General features: G+C 62.0%; 16 protein-coding genes. 5 read left to right on the plus strand and 11 right to left on the minus strand.

What is annotated here, in order from left to right:
• Positions 1 to 10: 10 nt before the first annotated feature.
• Both folD and DZG07_RS20490 read right to left on the minus strand, forming a co-directional pair.
• Positions 11 to 910: a bifunctional methylenetetrahydrofolate dehydrogenase/methenyltetrahydrofolate cyclohydrolase FolD gene (folD, locus tag DZG07_RS20485; protein ID WP_119820263.1), complete on the minus strand. Its 900-nt coding sequence runs from the start codon at positions 908 to 910 to the stop codon at positions 11 to 13.
• A gap of 129 nt (positions 911 to 1,039) precedes the next feature.
• Positions 1,040 to 3,625 carry a GumC family protein gene (locus tag DZG07_RS20490; RefSeq protein WP_119820266.1) on the minus strand — a complete coding sequence of 862 codons (2,586 nt, stop codon included), beginning with the start codon at positions 3,623 to 3,625 and terminating at the stop codon, positions 1,040 to 1,042.
• A gap of 168 nt (positions 3,626 to 3,793) precedes the next feature.
• Here DZG07_RS20490 and DZG07_RS20495 point away from each other — a divergent pair, with 168 nt between their 5' ends.
• Complete coding sequence (locus DZG07_RS20495) at positions 3,794 to 5,089, plus strand: lipopolysaccharide biosynthesis protein (RefSeq protein WP_119820269.1); 1,296 nt, start codon at positions 3,794 to 3,796, stop codon at positions 5,087 to 5,089.
• An 18-nt stretch (positions 5,090 to 5,107) separates the two neighbouring features.
• Here DZG07_RS20495 and DZG07_RS20500 read toward each other — a convergent pair whose 3' ends face one another.
• From DZG07_RS20500 to DZG07_RS20510, 3 genes are read right to left on the minus strand one after another with little or no spacing between them, the layout of a single operon-like run.
• The gene (locus tag DZG07_RS20500; RefSeq protein WP_091914276.1) at positions 5,108 to 6,025 is read right to left on the minus strand and encodes a DUF6492 family protein; all 918 of its coding nucleotides are present in this window, start codon (positions 6,023 to 6,025) and stop codon (positions 5,108 to 5,110) included.
• Positions 6,022 to 6,804, minus strand: a complete 783-nt coding sequence (locus DZG07_RS20505; RefSeq protein ID WP_091914274.1) for a WecB/TagA/CpsF family glycosyltransferase — start codon at positions 6,802 to 6,804, stop codon at positions 6,022 to 6,024. Before DZG07_RS20505 ends, DZG07_RS20500 begins: the two co-directional genes overlap by 4 nt.
• Positions 6,801 to 7,976, minus strand: a complete 1,176-nt coding sequence (locus DZG07_RS20510; RefSeq protein WP_119820272.1) for a glycosyltransferase family 4 protein — start codon at positions 7,974 to 7,976, stop codon at positions 6,801 to 6,803. Before DZG07_RS20510 ends, DZG07_RS20505 begins: the two co-directional genes overlap by 4 nt.
• Before the next feature lie 171 nt (positions 7,977 to 8,147).
• Between DZG07_RS20510 and DZG07_RS20515 the strand changes: the two genes are divergently transcribed.
• From DZG07_RS20515 to proC, 4 genes are all read left to right on the plus strand, one after another.
• Positions 8,148 to 9,146 (plus strand): glycosyltransferase, encoded by a 999-nt coding sequence (locus DZG07_RS20515; RefSeq protein ID WP_119820275.1) that lies wholly within the window; start codon positions 8,148 to 8,150, stop codon positions 9,144 to 9,146.
• Positions 9,147 to 9,295: 149 nt separating this feature from the next.
• Positions 9,296 to 10,579, plus strand: a complete 1,284-nt coding sequence (locus DZG07_RS20520) for an O-antigen ligase (protein ID WP_119820278.1) — start codon at positions 9,296 to 9,298, stop codon at positions 10,577 to 10,579.
• A 35-nt stretch (positions 10,580 to 10,614) separates the two neighbouring features.
• A complete protein-coding gene (locus tag DZG07_RS20525) occupies positions 10,615 to 11,778 on the plus strand; it encodes a metallophosphoesterase (RefSeq protein ID WP_119820281.1) in 1,164 nt (387 codons plus the stop codon).
• Positions 11,779 to 11,858: 80 nt separating this feature from the next.
• On the plus strand, positions 11,859 to 12,674 hold the full coding sequence (gene proC / locus DZG07_RS20530) for a pyrroline-5-carboxylate reductase (RefSeq protein ID WP_119820284.1): 816 nt from the start codon (positions 11,859 to 11,861) through the stop codon (positions 12,672 to 12,674).
• 12 nt (positions 12,675 to 12,686) lie between these two features.
• Here proC and DZG07_RS20535 read toward each other — a convergent pair whose 3' ends face one another.
• The 6 genes from DZG07_RS20535 to DZG07_RS20560 all read right to left on the minus strand — a co-directional run bounded on the left by DZG07_RS20535 (position 12,687) and on the right by DZG07_RS20560 (position 18,393).
• The gene (locus tag DZG07_RS20535; RefSeq protein WP_197716887.1) at positions 12,687 to 13,103 is read right to left on the minus strand and encodes a PIN domain-containing protein; all 417 of its coding nucleotides are present in this window, start codon (positions 13,101 to 13,103) and stop codon (positions 12,687 to 12,689) included.
• Positions 13,093 to 13,323 (minus strand): AbrB/MazE/SpoVT family DNA-binding domain-containing protein, encoded by a 231-nt coding sequence (locus tag DZG07_RS20540; protein ID WP_119820287.1) that lies wholly within the window; start codon positions 13,321 to 13,323, stop codon positions 13,093 to 13,095. Before DZG07_RS20540 ends, DZG07_RS20535 begins: the two co-directional genes overlap by 11 nt.
• A gap of 50 nt (positions 13,324 to 13,373) precedes the next feature.
• On the minus strand, positions 13,374 to 14,711 hold the full coding sequence (locus DZG07_RS20545) for an NAD(P)H-dependent oxidoreductase (RefSeq protein WP_119820290.1): 1,338 nt from the start codon (positions 14,709 to 14,711) through the stop codon (positions 13,374 to 13,376).
• A gap of 133 nt (positions 14,712 to 14,844) precedes the next feature.
• The gene (locus tag DZG07_RS20550) at positions 14,845 to 15,945 is read right to left on the minus strand and encodes an OmpA family protein (RefSeq protein WP_119820293.1); all 1,101 of its coding nucleotides are present in this window, start codon (positions 15,943 to 15,945) and stop codon (positions 14,845 to 14,847) included.
• Positions 15,946 to 16,084: 139 nt separating this feature from the next.
• Entirely contained in the window at positions 16,085 to 17,128 is a 1,044-nt protein-coding gene (locus DZG07_RS20555) for an acyltransferase (protein ID WP_119820296.1), read from the minus strand.
• On the minus strand, positions 17,125 to 18,393 hold the full coding sequence (locus DZG07_RS20560) for an O-antigen ligase (RefSeq protein ID WP_091914258.1): 1,269 nt from the start codon (positions 18,391 to 18,393) through the stop codon (positions 17,125 to 17,127). Before DZG07_RS20560 ends, DZG07_RS20555 begins: the two co-directional genes overlap by 4 nt.
• Position 18,394: the final 1 nt, after the last annotated feature.

Below are 18,394 nucleotides of genomic sequence, written 5' to 3' on the forward strand. Positions count from 1 at the left end.
TGAAAGATAGTCAGAAAGACGGGCGTTCGATGCCTGCGGTGAGACTAGCAGAGACGAGCGTGTTTGCCATCAGCATGGCGATGGTCATCGGGCCGACGCCGCCGGGCACCGGCGTAATCGCGCCCGCGACCTTCGCCGCCTCGGCATAGGCGACATCGCCGACCAGCCGCGACTTGCCCTCGCCCTTTTCGGGTGCCGGAATGCGGTTGATGCCGACGTCGATGACGGTCGCGCCCGGCTTGACCCAGTCGCCCTTGATCATCTCCGGACGGCCGACGGCTGCGACCAGAATATCGGCGGTGCGGGCGATGGCAGGCAGGTCCTTGGTGCGGCTGTGGGCGATGGTGACGGTGCAGTTGGCGGCCAGCAGCAGATTGGCCATCGGCTTGCCGACGATGTTGGAACGGCCGACGACGACCGCGTTGAGCCCGGACAAATCCTTGCCGCGCACGCGCTCGATCAGCAGCATCGAGCCGGCGGGCGTGCAAGGCACGAAAGCCGTCGCCAGTTCGCCGGTACCAAGCTTGCCGACATTGATGAAGTGGAAGCCGTCGACATCCTTTTCCGGCGCTATGGTCTGGATGACCTTGCCGGCATCGACGTGGTCTGGCAGCGGCAGTTGCACCAGAATGCCGTGAATGGCCGGGTCGGCGTTGAGATCGCCGATAAGTTTCAGAAGCTCGGCTTCGCCGGTGTCGGCGGGCAGCGTGTGCTGGACAGAATGGAAGCCGCACTCCTTGGCCTTCTTGCCCTTGGAGGAGACATAGACCTGGCTGGCAGGATCCTCGCCGACGATGACCACGGCAAGGCCGGGTGTCACGCCGTGCTTGGCCAACAGATCGGCAGTCAGGCGCTTGACCGTTGCGACAACATCTTCGGCCACCAGCTTGCCATCGATCACTTCAGCCATTTATTTCCTCCTATGCATTTTTCTTGCATGGTAAGCATATCCGTATAACAGGCATAGTCACGAAAAATTCGCGGCGCAATCCCGTCAATACGGCACGGCGTGCCGCTAACGTGAAACCCGGTGAATTATTTAGAAATAGCGGCGGCGCGCGCGTGATGTGGCGAGCTCTTCCACGGCCTGACGGAAGTCGCGCAGGCTGGCGCGGATTTCCTCGATGGGCGGCTGATGGGCCGCGGGGTCCGGCATCTGCTGGGCTGCTGGTGCGGACGCGGGCTGGAATGCCCCCGGCATCGGCTGATATGCGGGCTGTGCTGCCGGCTGAGGCTGAACCGGCATTTGCTGTTCGAATACAGGCGCTTGCGGAGGATAGGGATAATAGCCCTGGGGATGCAGCGGCTGATACATCTGCGCGGGTGCCTGCGGATAGGGCGTTGGCTGTGGCGCGTAAGTCATCGGCTGCGGCGCGGGCTGCACCGGCGGCTGCGCGTACTGCCCGGTATAAGGATGCGGCGCCGGCTGCTGCGGATAGGCTTGCGGCTGAGGCGTCGGCTGGACGAAAGGCGGCACCGCAGCCTGCTGATAGGTCACAGGCGCCTGAACCGGCTGTGGGGCATGATAAGTCGGATAGCCGGCGGCGGAATTTTGCCTCGGGTCTGTCTCCGGATAGGAAGGCTGCTGCCGCATTGGAGCCGGCTGCGGAACTGCCTGTTCCGGGACGGAATATGCGCCGGCGTGCACAGCAGTTTCGCGTGCGAAGGCGGGTTCGCCAAACGCGGAGGATGCGGCTTGTGGGGCCGGCTGGTATGGACGCTGCGCTGGCTCGCGGTTGGCCGGGGGGACATCCAGCGGTGCAGCACTGCGCTTGCGTGGATTGCGCCGGCGACGGCGATCGTCGGCGGTATCGCGCAGGCTTTCATAAGCACCGCGCATGCCGCCCAGCCCGATGCCCGCCAGGAAACCGAGGATGGTGCTGGCGATCGTTATCGTCGAGCGTGACGGCCCATTGGCCTGCAACGGCGCATATGCGACCGAAATCACGCTCATATTGGCCGTATTGATGTCCCTCTGCTCGCCGGTTTCGCGGGCGCGCAGCAGGAAGGATTCGTAGACGGCGCGCTTGGCGGTCGCCTCACGCTCCAGTTCGCGGAGGGTTACGAGTTCGCTGCTGACGCTGCCCGAACGCACCTTGAGCTGGGCGAGCCGCGACGACAGTTCCTGTTCAAGCTGCACGGCGCGCTTCAGTTCTGTCTGAACCGAGGAGACGATGCGGCGCAGTTCGGCGGCGATCTGGTCGCGCGCGCCGGCAAGCTGGCCTTCGACCGCCTGGCGCTGCGGATGGCGCGGCCCGAGCTTGACGGCAAGACGGTCGGCCTCGCCCTTCAGCGTCGAATATTGCGAGCGCAGTTCGGTCATGCTCGCCGACGCCATTTCTTCCGGCAGCACGCCACCGAGAACGGAATCGACATTGACGTTCCTGGTGGAGGCGGCCCTGGCATTGAGTTCCAGTGTGCGGGCACGCGCGATCGAAAGCTGTTCGTTGAGCTTCAGGATTTCATCGTCGCTGATCAGGCGGCCCTGCGCATCGATCAGATCATTCTCGGCCTTGAAGGCTTCGACCTTGCGTTCGGCGGCTTCCACGCCGCTGCGAAGCTCGTCGAGCCGGGCCGTCAGTTCGTCGGTGGCGCGGCCGGCCGTATCGGACTGCAACTCGCCATAGGTCTTCAGAAAGACATCCGCCATGGTATTGGCGATAAGCGCCGACTTCTCGCCGTCCTGCGTCTTCACATCGATGACGACCACGAAGGTCTTGCCGCCGCGTTCCACCGAAAGGGCCTTGGCGAGATTGCCGACGGCCAGCGAACGGCGGCGGCCGGGATCGTCGGCGCCATTGCTGCCGCGCGACAGCAGCGAGCGGACGAATGACAGAGGCCCGCCCCCGCCCTGCCCATTGAATTCTGGATCGCTTTCGAGATTGAGGCGGTCGACGACCTTGTTGAGCACCGTACCGGAGGTGATGACGCGCACCTGGTTCTCGACGATGGCGAGTGTCGCCTCGTTCGAGAAGCCGGCCTGGGTGAGGTCCCGGTCAACCAGCTTGAGGTCGCGCGGATCGATCAGCAGTTCGGTTGCCGCCTCGTAGGTCTTGGGCGTCGACAAGGCGATGGCGATGCCGAGCAGCGCGCCGAGTATCGTCGTCGCGGCAATCAGCAATTTGGAGCGGGCGACACCGCCGATGACCTTCATCGGATCGACCAGCGGCTTCCACTGCTGGTCGTCACCATCATCGCCCCTTTGAGCGAACTGATCTTCGTTGCCACGCACGCTGTCGTCATCCTGCCGCCGCGTTGCAAGCCGCCGGTCCTGATCGACGGAGGCGGCTTCGGCGGTGGCCGATGATAGCTGATGCTGGCGATGCTGCGCCATACGCGACATCCAGCCAGGAACCAGATCGGCGATATGCCACGAGGATCGCGGTTCGGCTGAGGTGTATGTCGGTTGTACGGTCGGCGGCGCTTCAGCCGCAACCGGGGCTTCCCAGCGGCTTTCGCGCTGCGCCCTTGCTGCCCGATGCCGCTCTACCGGATCGGCTTCCGGCTCGGAATTCGCCATTGAAAGCAGGGAACCGGGACGCGGTGCCTTTCGGGCATCACGATCGTCGCCGGCATATGCAAGCAGCGAACGCTTTCGATCATCACGATTTTCGGTGTCGAACATTCTGCGACAGCTTCCAAACGGGGCACGGTGATCGAGAACCGATCGTTAAGCCACGCTAAACAAGTATGGGAAACAAAACGTTAATTTAGGTGCAACTTCCGGTAAGCGCCAGCGTGCATCCTGCTTTGCGGGACATTAAGCTTTCAACGGTAGTTTCTCGACTCAAATATGACCCAGAGCAACAACACAAGGCCTGCGCGGCCGACCGCGCGACTGACCGCGTTCCTGTCGGAACGGCGCAACCTCGTGCGCGACTATTTTTCGGCGATCAGCGGCGCCGGCGGGCGGCTTGTCTTTTCGCTCATTTATTTCATAGCACTCGCCAACACGCTGTCTTTGGCCGACTTCGGTCTCTTCGCAACCGCCTCGGCGGCAGGCGTCATGCTGTCGCGCATCCTCGCCTTCGGCTTCATCTCAGCGCTTTACCGGACGGCGACGATCCGGCCGAACCTTATCGGCACCTTCACGGCGGGTTTCATCCTGCTTGCGGTGCTCTCGCTGCCGCTGCTCGCGGCGGCTTCCTATGGGGTCTACCTGCTGTTCTTTTCAAGCGAACTGACGCTCAAGATCTTTGCGACGGTGGTCTTCGCCGAAGCGCTGTTGTGGCGGCCGGTCGAGGTGGCGCTGATCGTCAACAACGGCCTCGGCCGGTTCGGTCGCGCGGCGATCATGGCGATACTCGGGACGGTGGCGCGTGCCGCTTTCGCGGCGGCATTCTTCTTCTGGCCGACGCATGCGCTGGAAGACTGGGCACTGTTCTACATTGCCGCCAATGCCATATCGGCGGTCATCGCCTTCGGCTTCTTCTATCCGCGCCAGCGCCTGCGGCTGCGCATTCCGCTCTATATGCGGCGGCTGGCGGATTCGGTCTATGTCGCCGGCGCGGAAGTGCTGTTCTACCTGCAGATGGAATTCGACAAGCTGCTGGTGCTGTCGATCGGCGGGCCGCAGCTTGCCGGCCTCTATGCCATCATCATGCGGCTGGTCGATCTCACCGCCATACCGATCCGCACCTTCTCGATGATGCTGGTGCAGCGGATGATGCGCGCGCCGGAAATGCTGAGGCGTTGGAAGGTGCGCGGCGGCATCGAACTCGGCGTGTTCCTCGTCTCGACGCTGGCCCTTTTCTGCCTTGCGGTGGTCCTGCATTTCTTCCCCAACGCACTCGGCAGGAACGTTGCCGAAGCCGCCCCGCTGGTGGCGCTTGCCATATGCGTTCCGGGCCTGCGCAACCTGGTGGAATACCAGGCCGAGCTGCTGTTTGCGCGGGGACAGACGCTGATCCGCGCGATAAACCTCGCCCTGCTGGCCGGGCTCAAGGCCGTTCTGTTGATCTGGATACTGACGCGCGGACTGGAAACACCGGACCTGATCTGGTGGCTGAACGGCGTCTTCGCCGGGCTCTACCTGGCGTCGGCCGCCCTCACCTATTCGGCATTGAAGCTGCCGGCGAAGGCGGTGTAAGCGGCCAAGCTCTGGCTTTTAAGCCTCGACCAACCGTCTGATGCGGTCGAGATCGGTGCCGATGAAGGACTGCATGCCGATCGCCACCTGTTCGGGCGACATGGTTGCGACGAATTCGCGGAATTCCGCCTCCGACATGGCCGAACCCGTCCAGTGCACGCGGCAGAATTCTTCCGCGCCATGGAAATGGCCCTGCCCTTCCAGAACCTCGTCCACGAAGCGGCCATAGAGCAGGCATTCGGAGAATTTTCGCGCCGAGCCAAGAACCGCGATCCAGTGGCGGCCATGCACCGCCTCGATCTTCCGGCACATTTCCAGCACGCTGTCGCGCCGCCATGCGATCAGCGTCGAGATGTAGTCATGCGGGGATATTTCGGGGGTTTCAATGCCGAGGGCTGCACCGGCATTGCGCGACCATATGGGGTGCTCGCCCTGATCACGGCCTGCCATGGCATCGTCACGCCGGAAAAGCCGCACCTTGCCCTCGCGCTGGAAGGCGGCGCAGTCGAACGGCTTCAGAAAGGCGACGTCGGAATCGACATAGACAAGAACGTCCTCCTTCGCATGCGCTGCAACCGCGATGCGGCGCAACTGCTGCACATGCCATCCGCGCAGCGGCATGGTGCGCATGCTGAGCCAGACGCGGCGGCGAAACAGGCTGAGCGGGTCGTCCAGAACGTGAAGCCAGCTCGGCAGCAGGTCTTGCTCGTCGACCACCGTGCGGTTTGGTGTTTCAAGCTGCCGAAACAGCGGCACGTCGCGATGCTCGACCAGGATGTAATGATGCGCCATGCCGGCGACGTGGCGGTCGACGGTCTCGCAAAGCAGCCGGCAGCGCTCGAAATCGGGCGCGTAGCTGGCGGTCACCATTGCCGCCTGCAAGGTCACCGGCATGTTCGAGCGCCTGTCGTCGGAGGGAACGAAACGGCTGTTCACCGTTCTTCCCTCACGCCGAAAAACTTCTGATACAGGACGCGGGCAAGGAAGAGCGGATTGCCGACGATATAGCGGCGCCACAGGCGGCGCGGCTCGATGATGAGGCGAAACAGCCATTCGAGCCGCAGGGTGCGCATCCACCCCGGCGCGCGCGGCACCGAGCCGCTGAGGAAGTCGAGCAATGCACCGACTGCGATCGGCAGGATGCAATGCTGCTTGGTCAGGTTGCGGGCGATCCACAATTCCTGGCGTGGCACGCCCATCGCGACCAGCAGGATGTCGGGGCGCAGGATTCTGATGCGTTCGAGGATTTCCGGCTCGTCCTTGGGCGCAAAATAGCCGTCATGGATGACGGCAAAGCTGTGCTGTTCGGCCAATGCTGCGAGTTTGCGCGCGGCTTCGTCGGCGTTGCGGCGCGTGGCGCCGATCAGGCCGACCGTCAGCGGGCGGGCCGACGCTTTCAGGAAAGCGGGAATGAAATCGGTACCGTTCAGGTTCGACGGAAACGGCGCGCCGTAGAGCAGTTTGGACGCGATATCGACACCGATGCCGTCCGGCAGAATGACGAAATCGTTCAGCGCGTCGGCGAAGGCTTCATCGACGCAGGCGATATTGGCGTTGTGCGCGTTGAGAAAGCTGATCTTGGTGAAGCGGTTGTCATCCAGCTTACGCTTCAGGATGGTGATCGCCGCGCCCCATTCGATATTGGCGACGTGAATGCCAAGTATCATTCTCCAGGACTTCACATCGGAGGACCGGCGGCCGGCATGGACGTTCATGCGGCAGCTCCATCTCTCTGGTAGCCGATCTTGTCCAGGCCGCGCATGACCTGCGCGTCGAGTGCGGCGCGCTGCTGGCGGTAGAAGATGCGGCCGTCGGCGTCGGCAACCTTTCCGGACGCCGCGCGCTCAAGCGCCTTGGCGAAAACGGCCGGATTGTCGGTCACGACGCAGTTTTCCGGCATATGATCTATGCCGCGCAGGGCGCTTCGAGTTGCGACTGCGGGAAGGCCGAGCTCGAAGGTCTCGATGGTCTTGAGCTGCACGCCGGTGCCGGCACGGCTGATAAGCGGGATGACCGCGGCACTTCGCACGAACGCTTCGGCATCGGGCACACGGCCGACGAACTCCACACCGGGATGGGTCGATGACGCGCCCGCGAGCGTGCGCCCGGCGATGCGGATCCGGAAATCGCTCGGCAGTTGCGGCACGACCTCGCCCAGGAACCAGTCGAGGCCAATTCTATTCGGCTGCCAGGTCCAGGTGCCGATAAGGGCTGCGTCACACTCGATCTGCCGCTTCGACGGCTGCGGCGGGGGCGTGTGGCGCGTGACGAGCGGCAAGGCAGCCGACCTGTCATCCGAGGCGACGCCAAGGGCTGCGCGATCTTCCTCGGCCAGCGTGAACACGAAACGCGCCTTTTCGCACAGCCGCAATTCGAGCGTCTTCAGCAGCCTCGCCTCGCGCGTATACATGAAACGCTGGAGCATGCTGTTGACCGAATGGGCAATCTCGATAGCCGAGCGATGCTCGACATTATGCGCGACGAAGATCGAGGGGCGGTCATCGAAAACGCCCTCGAATGCGCCCGCAAACTGGACGGAGTTTAGCACATAGCCGTCGAAAGGCCCGGCTTTGGCGATCTCCTGGCGCAATTCCCTGGCGGTGACGGCGCGCAGCTTCACCGACGAAAATGTCAGGCCGGTGCGCATCGCCTTGGCGAGCCACACCATCTTCTGCTTGAGCGGCGCGTCTTCCGTGCGAACGTCGATTTCGCCGAGCACTATGGTGTTGTCGGGATCGGCCGGCGGCTTGCCCGGCCAGGCAAAACCGATGACCGTGACGCGCACGCCAGCACGATGCAAAGCATCGATGACCGCGGCATTGGCGATCTCGTAGCCCGATTCCAGCGCGCCGTCCGGCACGATCGATGTTGCAAACAGAAGATGCATCACACCCCTACGTCAGCATTTTCGCTAGCAGAGCGCGGTGAACCGTTGATTAAATGACACATATGATTGTCGCGATTGCCCCACTGGCGAAGCCCGTTCCACGAAAGGTGTTTAACGAACCGTTATCGGCGATAGTGATATCACAGCCCAAACTCAATCGGCAGCCCACGCATGACCCTTTCGCCATCAAACGGCGCCGTTTCGATCGCCGGCAAGTCTCCTGCCCTGGACTTCGCGGCAATGGAAGCGGTTGTTACCGTGCCGACCTTCCGCCGGCCAGAGCAATTGCTGGCCACGCTCGACTCACTGCGCGCGCAAAAGACGCAACGCCCCTTCGCCATCATCGTCATGGAAAACGAGGCTGAAAAGCGCGAAGGCGCCAAGGCCGCGACGCCGCTGTTCGTGGCGGGACATCTTCCCGGCATGGTCATTATTGCGCATGATCGCGGCAATTGCAGCGCCTACAATGCCGGCTGGCAGACGGCGATCCGCTATTTCCCCGCCTTTCGCCACCTGCTTGTCATCGACGACGATGAGATCGCCGACGAGAACTGGCTGGAGCGGATGTGCCTGGCGTCGGAGACCATGCGTGCCGATATTGTCGGCGGCCCGCAGATTCCCGTCTTTGCAGAACCTGCTCACGAAAAGTGGGCGACGCATCCTGTCTTTGCGCCACCCTATAACGAAAGCGGTCGCGTGCCGGCGCTCTACTCGTCCGGCAATCTCCTGATCGGCCGGCATGTGCTGGTGGCCATGGGTCCGCCCTTCCTCGACTTGCGGTTCAATTTCATGGGCGGCGGCGATTCCGACTTCCTGAGCCGCTCGGCCGTGCGCGGCTTCAGGCTGGGCTGGTGTGCGGAAGCACCCGTCTACGAAGCCGTGCCGGCGCGCCGGGTCGAGGCCGACTGGATCCGCGCCCGCGCCTTGCGCAACGGCGTGATCTCGACGCTGGTGGAAAAGAAGAAACGGGCCGACACGCCGTTTGCCAACACGAAAGTGCTGTTGAAAAGCCTGGCGCTGCTGGCGGCTTCTCCGGTACGGGGCGCGCGGCGGCTCTATGAAACACGCTCGCTTTCGGTCGGTCTTTATCCCGTCTATGTTGCGCTCGGCCGGGTGATGGCCGAATTCGGATATGCCAATGAGCAATATCGTCAGCCCGAAAAAAACTGAGAAACCCTTCGATGACTTCGCCCCACCGGTCGTCTGACGCGATTTTCTCCGCTTCCGGTGCTCACGGACCGCATGTCCGCTCCGCTCCGGTTCTCGAAAACCACGCCATACACCTCGGCGGAACGAATCCTCGAAAGGTTTCTTTCTGGATGCCGCTGGCCGGCGCTTTCACGCGCACCGGCATCGCCACCGCGATCGCCTCGCTGCTGCTGACCGTCGTGATGATCTCGTTCCGGCCGTTCCAGCCGGGAGGCGCCGAGATGCCGTCGGCGGGCGGCGACATCGTCAACCAGCTCGGCTTCGGCGCATTGGGCGCGATTTCGATCTTCTCGCTGTTCACGTTTGCCGACAGGCGCGTGCTGATGGCGCTGTTTGCGCCGTCTTTCCTGCTGCTGCTCGGCTTCCTGATGCTTTCAGTCGCCAATGCGACGGACCCGATGGCGGCACTCCGTGCCGCTTCCTTCACCATCATCGGCATATTGGTGATGGCGACGGTCCTTGCCATTCCGCGCGACGCCGACGCATTTTCGACCGTCATCGCTTTTTCCGGCATTTTCATCGTGGTTCTGTGTTTTGTCGGACTGGTGCTGTTTCCAAACGAAGCCAAACACACGACAGCCGGCGCCGAGCCGCAGCATGCCGGGCTGTGGCGCGGCGTGTTCACGCACAAGAACATCGCCGGGCCGGTGATGGCCTGTTTCAGCTTTGGCGGTCTCTATCTGTTCCGGCGCGGCTGGAAAGTCACCGGTCCGTTCCTGCTGGTCGCCGCGATGATCTTCATGATGAACACCGGCTCCAAGACAACTGCCGGGCTGGTGCCTCTCGCGATCCTGATGGTGGCTGTGCCGGGAATTTTCGGGGTGCGCTCGCTGACGCCGGCGCTGTTCCTGCTGGCGATCATCGGTACGACGATCGGCACGCTCGGCATCGTCTTCATCGAGCCGTTGCGGCTGTTCGTCCACCACAACTTTCCCGACCTGACCTATACCGGGCGCACCACCCTGTGGGAGTTCGCCGGCGAGATGATCGCCAAGAAACCATGGACCGGCTACGGCTATGAGAGCTTCTGGGGCACGATGTTCCTCTGGACCATGGACCAGCCCTTCGACCGGCCATGGGACATCCGCAGCATCGTGCATGGCCACAACGGTTATCTCGACATCGCCGTCATCATGGGCATTCCGGCGCTATGCGTTGCCGCCTGGGCCTTCTTCATCGCGCCGCTGCGCGACTATATGCGCATTCCCATGCGCAAGGAGAATGTCTATCTCGGCGACTTCTTCATGATGATCCTGCTGTTCACCGCGCTGAACTCCTTCCTGGAGAGTTTCTTCTTCCGTCGTGCCGATCCGGTCTGGCTGTTCTTCGTCTTCAGCATCATCGGGCTAAGGCTGGTCGCACGTTTTCCGGTGGCGACACGGACGAAACGTTAGTTGCAAAGCGCATGCGGACGTCACATCTTCATCGCATGAGCGCGCGCGGCATTGCTCCTGGACAGGGTTCCAGCGCCCCGGACATTCGACTGTCCCGGCGCGACATGATCCTCGGCGGGCTCGGGCTGGCTGTGCTGTCCGCCTTGCCGCGCGAGGCCTTTGCCGTAGCGCCTGCTTCCGGCCGGATGATCGACGCCACCTTCATCTTCACAAACGACGTGCACGCCTGCCGCATGGCGAGCGGCCTCAGCCCGAACTGTTTGCAGGAAGGCAAGACGGACCAGAACCTGCTGCGCCACATCGCGGCGCTTAACCGCGTGCCGAACAATCGCTGGCCGAAGGATATCCAAGGCGCGGCGAGCGGGCTTGCGGGCGCAGGCAGGAAGATTTCGCGGCCGCTCGGCGTGGTCGTCGGCGGCGACCTGACCGACGATGGCGGCGGACAGATGACGCAACCGCGGGAAGGCACCCAGCTGCTGCAGTTCAGCCATCGCTACCAGAAGGGCAGTGGGCCGGACCGCGTGCATTTTCCCGTCTATGCCGGTCTCGGCAATCACGATCTCGACCAGGACGGCCCGCCGCCGCAAACCGACTGGTACCGGCAGGAACTGCGCGACTATATCGAGATCAACCACCGCCCGAGCGTGTTCTTCAAGCCGCCGGTGCCGGCCGAAAACTACGACAGCGCTTCGGATGACTATTCCTGGAACTGGGGCGGCCTGCATCTGGTCCAGACACATCGCTTTGCCGGCGACACCACCAAGGGCGCGGTGAGCGGCCTGCCCTGGCTCAAGCGAGATCTGGAAACCTATGCCGGCAATGGCGAGCCGGTGATCCTCTTCCAGCACTATGGCTGGGATCCTTTCTCGACGGAAAAGTGGGACCCGGCGAAAAGACAATTCGACGATGACGGCGCCGGCGCACCGCATTGGTGGAGCGAGGACGACCGCAAGGCGCTGCTGGCTGTCCTTTCCGGCCATAACGTCATCGGTATCTTTCACGGCCATCAGCACGAGACGGCGATGATCTATCAGCGCGACGGGCTCGACATCTTCAAGCCCAAGGCCGCCTATATGGGCGGCTTCGCCATCGTCCACGTCACCAACGACTACATGGATGTCGCGCTGGCAGAGGCGGTCGGCGACAGCGGCGAGATGATCTTCACCAATGCCTTCAGCAAGAAGCTGGACACGCCCTGACGAGGATTTGGGCCAGTTCCATGGGCACCCTTTTCCATCCGCACATGACCGTCTATTGAGGACTTGTCTGGAGAACTCAAATGACAATCACAGTCGTGCTCGCCGGTTGCGGCAATATGGGATACGCGATGCTCGCCGGCTGGCTGAAATCGGGCCAGTTGAAGCCATCCGAAACCTTCGTGGTCGAGCCGAATGCGGATTTGCGCGCGCGCGCCGAAAAGCTGGGCGCTGCGGCAAGTCCGGATGCCAGCGGTCTGCCGGCTGGCGCAACACCGAAGCTTGTGGTGCTTGCGGTCAAGCCGCAGGTGATCCGCGAAGTGACGGCCGCCTACAAGCATCTCGGCAATGGTGAGACGACTTTCGTCAGCGTCGCCGCCGGAACGCCGATTGCAACCTTCGAGACCATTCTCGGCAGCAAGACGCCGATCATCCGCGTGATGCCGAATACGCCCGCCGCGATCGGCAAGGGCATGATGGTGGTCTATGCGAACGGCAATGTCTCTGCGCTAACCAAACGCATCGTTGACGAGCTGCTTTCGGCCAGCGGCGCGGTGGCGACCATCGATGACGAAGGCCTGATGGACGCAGTGACCGCGGTTTCCGGCTCAGGCCCGGCCTATATCTTCCACTTCATCGAATGCCTGACGGCAGCGGCTGAGCACGCCGGCCTGCCGAAAGAAACCGCAAAGCTGCTCGCTATGCAAACCGTGTTCGGCGCGGCGAGCCTCGCCGCCGAAAGCGCGGAAGAACCCGGTGTGCTGCGCCAGCAGGTGACCAGCCCCAACGGTACGACAGCGGCGGCGCTTGCGGTGCTGATGGGAGAGGACCGGCTGAAGAACCTGGTGACCGAGGCCGTGGAAGCGGCGCGGTTGAGGTCGGTGGAACTGGGGAAGTAAATTTCTCTCGCGTCAAATGCCCAGGAATGGATTGCGAATAACCAATCGTCCGTCGACGACCAGATCGTGCTTCATGTCTTCTGAGAACACGCCATCGCAACCGGCATCAAGAGCGGCGGCGACAATCATGCCGTCATAAACGCCTAATTGATAACGCTCTGCCAGCGCCAAGCCGGCTACGTGGATTTCCTCGGTCATCGGAACCACCGTGAGCAGTTCTCTGAACGTCGAAAGAAAAACCTGCGTCTCGGACCATGCCATGCCCAACTTGCGGCGGGCGACACTGGCAAATTCATTCAGAACCTGAACGCTGATCGTGCCGCCTTCTTTCAGAATCTCTTCTGCTTGATCAGCCTTGGCCCCGTGACTGGAAGCCAGATAGATAAGCACGTTGGTGTCGATGAAGGGACGAACGATGCTACCGGGCATTCGCCTCATCCCGGTCGAACTTGAAATCGGCAGGCAAGCGGCCACGATAGGCCCTTAACCTTTCCACCAATTCGTCTCGACTGGGTTTGCGTGCAACTTCAAGCTCGCCACGATCCAACACGCGAAGTTCGATTTCATCGCCCTCGTGCAGTTCGAGCGCGTCCACCACCGCGGCGGGCAGTCGGACTGCAAGGCTGTTGCCCCATTTCGAAATCTTCATCTGCGTCACCTAAGGATATACATACTAAAAATGTATATCCAATCGGTCACTCAAACAAGGGCCGCCGAACTCTCAGCTGCCCCATAAAGCATCACATCCTGCCTCCGCCGCAGCTCATACAGCCGCGTCGTGGCGTCCGGTGCGGCGTTGTCGGTGGTGAGCAGCTCGCCCTTTCTCACCGGCTTCAGCACCTTGCCGCCTTCCAGCAATCCCACCGGCACGGCATGGCTGGCGCGGGCTTCCTGCGCCGTCATCGTCCAGGAGCGGTAGCAGGTTTCGCCGATAGCATCGAAGGTCTCGCCGGCTTTCAGGTCGCGCTTGGCCACCGCGCAGACTTCGGCCACGGGCGTCGGCAGCGGCACCATGTCGGGCTTGCCGTAGAGCATGATGCGGGCCGCCGTCAGCGGCACTTCCAGCGAGGTCAGGTGGTATGGCCGGAAGAAGCTGTAATAGGGACCGGTGCCGACATGCAGATCGTCCATGCGCTCGATGATGCGCGGATGGGTGGCCTCGACGATGACGAAGACGCCCGGCGCCACGCCCTTGCCGATCGTATAGTCGACGACGCCCTTCTTGCTCAGCACGCCGCCATCCTTCTCCGGGATCAGCACCTTGGCCAGTTGGTCGCGGTCGGCCTTGGGGCCGTGCATGCCCGGTTTGTCGGGCACGAGGCCGGTGGCGTTAGCGATCGCCGCCATCTCGACCATGGTTTTCGAGCCGTCGATGAACTCGACCAGCATGCGCGGGTTCATGTTGCGGCGGATGGCTTCCTCGCGATAGTCGTCGGGCACGGCATCGTGGTTGAGCGGGTTGTTCTTGCCCTTGCCGGCCGAGACGATGGTGTAGCCGAGTGCGGAAGCAAACTCGATCAGCTCCATGCAGCTCGACGGCTCGTCGCCGGCGCCAACCGAATAGACGACGCCGAGCCGGTCGGCCTCCTTCTTGAGATAGGCGCCAATGGTGACGTCGGCCTCGACATTCATCATGACGAGATGCTTGCCGTGCTCCATCGCCTTGAGGTCGAAGTCGGCGGCGACGCCGGGCTTGCCGGTGGCGTCGATGACGACATCGACCAGCGGGTTGGTGACCAGCATTTCGTTGGAGGTGATGGCGATCTTGCCAGCCTCGATCGCCTCGGTGACTTTCGAGGCGGTGTCGGCCTCGCGCGCCATGGCCTCGTCGCCATAGGCGATCTTGATCGCTTCACGCGCCGTATGCGGGCGGCGCGTGGAAATCGCGCAAACCTCGACGCCCTTCATCAGCATCGCCTGCGTGACCAGGTCGGTGCCCATTTCGCCCGAGCCGATGACGCCGATGCGAACCGGCCGCCCCTCCTCCGCACGTCTGGCAAGATCCCGGGCGAGCCCGGTGAGGGCGACATTGGTCATGGCAATTCCGATGCTTGGTAAAACTGAACGATGTTACGGGAATTGCGCCCGTCTTGCCAACGAAACGGCCGCGCGTCCAGTCACAGTCTACCATCATCCGAAGCAAATCGGCAGGCTGAAGCCCGATGCCTGCTCAGTTGAGCTTGACCAGCACCACGCGGCGGTTCTTGGCGCGGCCGGCCTCGTCGTCATTGCTGGCGACGGGCGCCATCATGCCGGCGCCCGCGGCGGTGAGGCGCGCAGCCTCGATGCCGTATTTGGCGGCAAGCTCATTCTTGACGGAATTTGCGCGCCGCGACGACAGGTCGAGATTGTAGTCGAAGGCGCCCTGATTGTCGGTATGGCCGACCACGATGACGGAGATATTCGGCTCGTTCTTCAGCAGGGCAGCGATTTCCTTCAGGGTCGGCTCGGATTCCGGCTTGATATCAGTCTTGTCGGTGTCGAACAGGATGCCATAGAGTGAAATGCTGCCCTTCTGGCTCAGCGAATCGGCCATCTCCTTGGCCTCGACCAGAACCATCTTCTTTTCGCGCGGCTTTGGCTCCAGAATCTGGACGACGGCAATGGTGCGCCCGTTGAACTCCTTGCAGTAGAGATCATCCACCAGTTGATAGGCCTGCACGGTGACGTAGGCGTCGCCGGCTGACTGCGGCACCTTGGCGGTGAAATAACGCTGGTCGTTGATGCCGGCAGTCAGGGCGCAATTGCCGTTGGAAAAGGCCGCATCCTTCACATCGGCCTCGTGGAAGAAATACTGCATCAGGCTCATATTGTTGCCGCCACCGCCGCTCGAACGGGTGGCATCGCCGCCGCATTCTTCCTTCTTGCACTCGAACTGGACTTCGCCGCCGGCCTCTTCGATCACATCCTGATAATTGCGCAGTACTTCCAGCGGCGAGCGCTCGGCGGGCAACACATAGGCGATGCGGGTCAATGCACCCTCGACCTCGACCTTCTTTTCAGGGGCGAAAACACGGTTGTTGCTGGAATCGCGCGCGTCCGGATCCTCACTGGGCTTCAGCGGCGAAAGCGGAATTGTGAAATCGGTGTAGGAGAATTTTTCGTAGCTGACGATGAACGAGCCGTCATAACGCTTGGCCAGCGCACTGTCGACGGCACCTTCGATGTCGGCAGTAGGAATGGTGGCATCGGCGGCGGCAAGATTTACGCCGGCAAACAGAAGAATGGCGGCACAAAACAGCGTCGCGACCCTGGAACCCGAAAATTGCATAATCTTCCCCCACTGCGTTTATCACAGGTGGTGAAAAATATCTTCGAGTGGCAAGAAACGCAATTACGCTTTACTGCTGAATAGACCGATTTTATTTTTCGGCTCGAGAAAAATTTGGCCTCAACTTCGAAGAACGAAACTATGTCTTCGTCACTGCTTCGATTCCGCGCTCCGGCGGCGTCATGGCCGATGTCCTGATCGCGCCACGCCGGCGTAACGTCTTGAACGCGGCCGCGATCGGTTTTTCCAGCAGTTCATAGGCGACGAGGCCAATGCCCGTGCCAGCGATCACCGCAATGACCAGCGCAAGGGGAGCCGGCAGGGAAAGCGCCGGCGCAAATTTCGCCACCACCGAAACCGCCAGCGTGTGCCAGAGGTAGATCGAATAGGAAGCGTCGCCGATCCACGTCAGCGGGCGAAAATCGGAAATCATGCCGGCGCGCTCCAGCGAAAGCACGCCGGTTACAAGGGCGACGGCGAGCGGGCCGAAGACGAAGGGATGAAAGCCGACATAGGTGACGCCGACAAAAACGAAACCGAAGACGGCAAGCAGGATCAGCGCAAGGCCGCTGGCCGGCGATGGAATCTTTCCCTCCAGCCAGAACGTGCCGATCAGCGCGCCCAGCAGGAATTCGAGGATTGCCGGATTGGTGTAGGTGCGGAAAAGCGGATTATCGCTGTCGAGCGAAAGGCCTATGACGGTCAATAGGATGAACAAGCCCGCCAGCGCCGGAAGCCGTCTGGCCGTTGGCAGCAGCAAGGTGCAGGCGAAGACGACGTAGAAGAACATCTCGTAATTCAACGTCCAGCCCTGGACGAGAACCGGCCAGATCTCGCCATTGCTCGGCGAAATGTGCGGAATGAAGAACAGCGAACCCAGCACATGGCCGAGCGTGAGCTTCATGTTGGGGAACAGTCCGGCAAAAGCGCCCGCGACCATGACCGCCGTGGCGATCCAGTAGACCGGTGCAATGCGCTCCAGCCGCTCCCGCAGGAACTGCAACGGCGTGACGGGCCGCGACTGCGCAAGCGTCCACATGATGAAGCCGCTGACGACGAAGAACACGTCGACGCCCGCCGCTCCGATGGCGAAGTGCCCGCCCGTGCGTTCGGCGGCGTGAAAGACGACGACTGCAAGTGCTGCGAAGGCGCGCAGATACTGGATACCGTAGAGCTTCTTCATTGGGCTGGATGCACCTGCAACTCCGGCTGACTTTCCGGCGCGACGTAGCGCCGGGTGGATTGGGACGTCGCGAGCAGGCCGGCCGAATAATAGAGAAGGAACGAGCCGATCGCATAAGGGTGCATCATGTCGACTTCGAAGAAGGAGCGCACGACCAGCATGACCGACATGCCGAAGACGACATAGGAGGCGACATCGTCGCGGTCATCGAGAAGCCGAATGAGATGGCCGACCGGAACCCGGACGATCACCACGGCGAGCAGGAAAAGCCCGACCACGCCAAGCTCGACCAGCAACTCGATATAGGTGTTGTGGAAATGGAAGCCGCTGCGCGAGGCGATGTAGAATTCCTCCCACAGCCGCTCTGCTTCCGAAAAGCCCTGCACCCAATAAGCCTGGTAGCCGACGCCGAAATAGGGTGACAGCCGCCAGGCGGCTATGCCCTCGCCCCACAGATAGGTTCGGCCGGTCAGCGTCGTGTCCTTGCCGAAAGCGCCAAGCAGAAGGTCGAGACCGCCAAGGTTGATGGCGGCGAAGGCGAGGCCGATGGCAGCTATGAGGCCGACGAGGAAGAACATCTTTCGCGTGCGCGGCGCAAACAGCAGGAGGAGGCTCAACCCGATTACGACCGCGAGGGTTCCTGCCGTGGCGATGATGGAGGTTGCCGATTGCGAGGCGAGCAGCGCGTAACCGGCGAGAACCAGCGTACCAAGGGCGAGCAGACGCCAGATGCCGCGTTCGCGCAGGATGAAGATGGCGGCGAAGGCAAAGTAGATGCCCACCGAGCAGTAAAAGCCGAGCTGGTTCTTGGACGAAAAAGCGCCGACGAAACTGAAATTGCCGTCCATCGAATCGTAGTTGTAGCCGCCGAATGCCAGCGAGTAGAGAACCACCATGCAGACGCCGGCAAGCATGCCCATCGACAATGTGCGGATGTTCATCGTGCGCGCGACGATCAGCGCGCAAACGATATGCGTCATATATTGCAGGCTGGCGCGCATGGTGACGCTAGGTGCTGCCGACCAGAAGACCGACAGGCAGGCAAAAACGCCGAAGGCTATGATCCAGTAGAATTTCGCGTAGTTGCCGAGCGAGTGGCGATAGTCGATCAGGATCAGCGGAAACCAGAGCGCGTAATAGGCCAGGATCGAAACCTGACCGAAGCGGCTCGAATAGGCGAAGACGAAGACCGACAAGGTAATCGCAAAGAAGCCATACCAGAAATTATGGTCGGGGCTGACAAAGCGTGCCTTGGCGATCTTCATA

The organism is Mesorhizobium sp. DCY119, from assembly GCF_003590645.1.
In the GTDB taxonomy this organism is placed as follows: Bacteria; Pseudomonadota; Alphaproteobacteria; order Rhizobiales; family Rhizobiaceae; genus Mesorhizobium_M.

Excerpts from the sequence above, each read along its gene's own strand:
- DZG07_RS20535 (WP_197716887.1), bottom strand. The coding sequence starts at position 13,103 with ATGCCCGGTAGCATCGTTCGTCCCTTCATCGACACCAACGTGCTTATC.
- DZG07_RS20525 (WP_119820281.1), top strand. The coding sequence starts at position 10,615 with ATGAGCGCGCGCGGCATTGCTCCTGGACAGGGTTCCAGCGCCCCGGAC.
- DZG07_RS20560 (WP_091914258.1), bottom strand. The coding sequence starts at position 18,393 with ATGAAGATCGCCAAGGCACGCTTTGTCAGCCCCGACCATAATTTCTGG.
- proC (WP_119820284.1), top strand. The coding sequence starts at position 11,859 with ATGACAATCACAGTCGTGCTCGCCGGTTGCGGCAATATGGGATACGCG.
- DZG07_RS20505 (WP_091914274.1), bottom strand. The coding sequence starts at position 6,804 with ATGAACGTCCATGCCGGCCGCCGGTCCTCCGATGTGAAGTCCTGGAGA.
- DZG07_RS20515 (WP_119820275.1), top strand. The coding sequence starts at position 8,148 with ATGACCCTTTCGCCATCAAACGGCGCCGTTTCGATCGCCGGCAAGTCT.
- DZG07_RS20495 (WP_119820269.1), top strand. The coding sequence starts at position 3,794 with ATGACCCAGAGCAACAACACAAGGCCTGCGCGGCCGACCGCGCGACTG.
- DZG07_RS20555 (WP_119820296.1), bottom strand. The coding sequence starts at position 17,128 with ATGAAGAAGCTCTACGGTATCCAGTATCTGCGCGCCTTCGCAGCACTT.
- DZG07_RS20540 (WP_119820287.1), bottom strand. The coding sequence starts at position 13,323 with ATGAAGATTTCGAAATGGGGCAACAGCCTTGCAGTCCGACTGCCCGCC.
- DZG07_RS20490 (WP_119820266.1), bottom strand. The coding sequence starts at position 3,625 with ATGTTCGACACCGAAAATCGTGATGATCGAAAGCGTTCGCTGCTTGCA.
- DZG07_RS20520 (WP_119820278.1), top strand. The coding sequence starts at position 9,296 with ATGCCGCTGGCCGGCGCTTTCACGCGCACCGGCATCGCCACCGCGATC.
- folD (WP_119820263.1), bottom strand. The coding sequence starts at position 910 with ATGGCTGAAGTGATCGATGGCAAGCTGGTGGCCGAAGATGTTGTCGCA.
- DZG07_RS20510 (WP_119820272.1), bottom strand. The coding sequence starts at position 7,976 with ATGCATCTTCTGTTTGCAACATCGATCGTGCCGGACGGCGCGCTGGAA.
- DZG07_RS20545 (WP_119820290.1), bottom strand. The coding sequence starts at position 14,711 with ATGACCAATGTCGCCCTCACCGGGCTCGCCCGGGATCTTGCCAGACGT.
- DZG07_RS20550 (WP_119820293.1), bottom strand. The coding sequence starts at position 15,945 with ATGCAATTTTCGGGTTCCAGGGTCGCGACGCTGTTTTGTGCCGCCATT.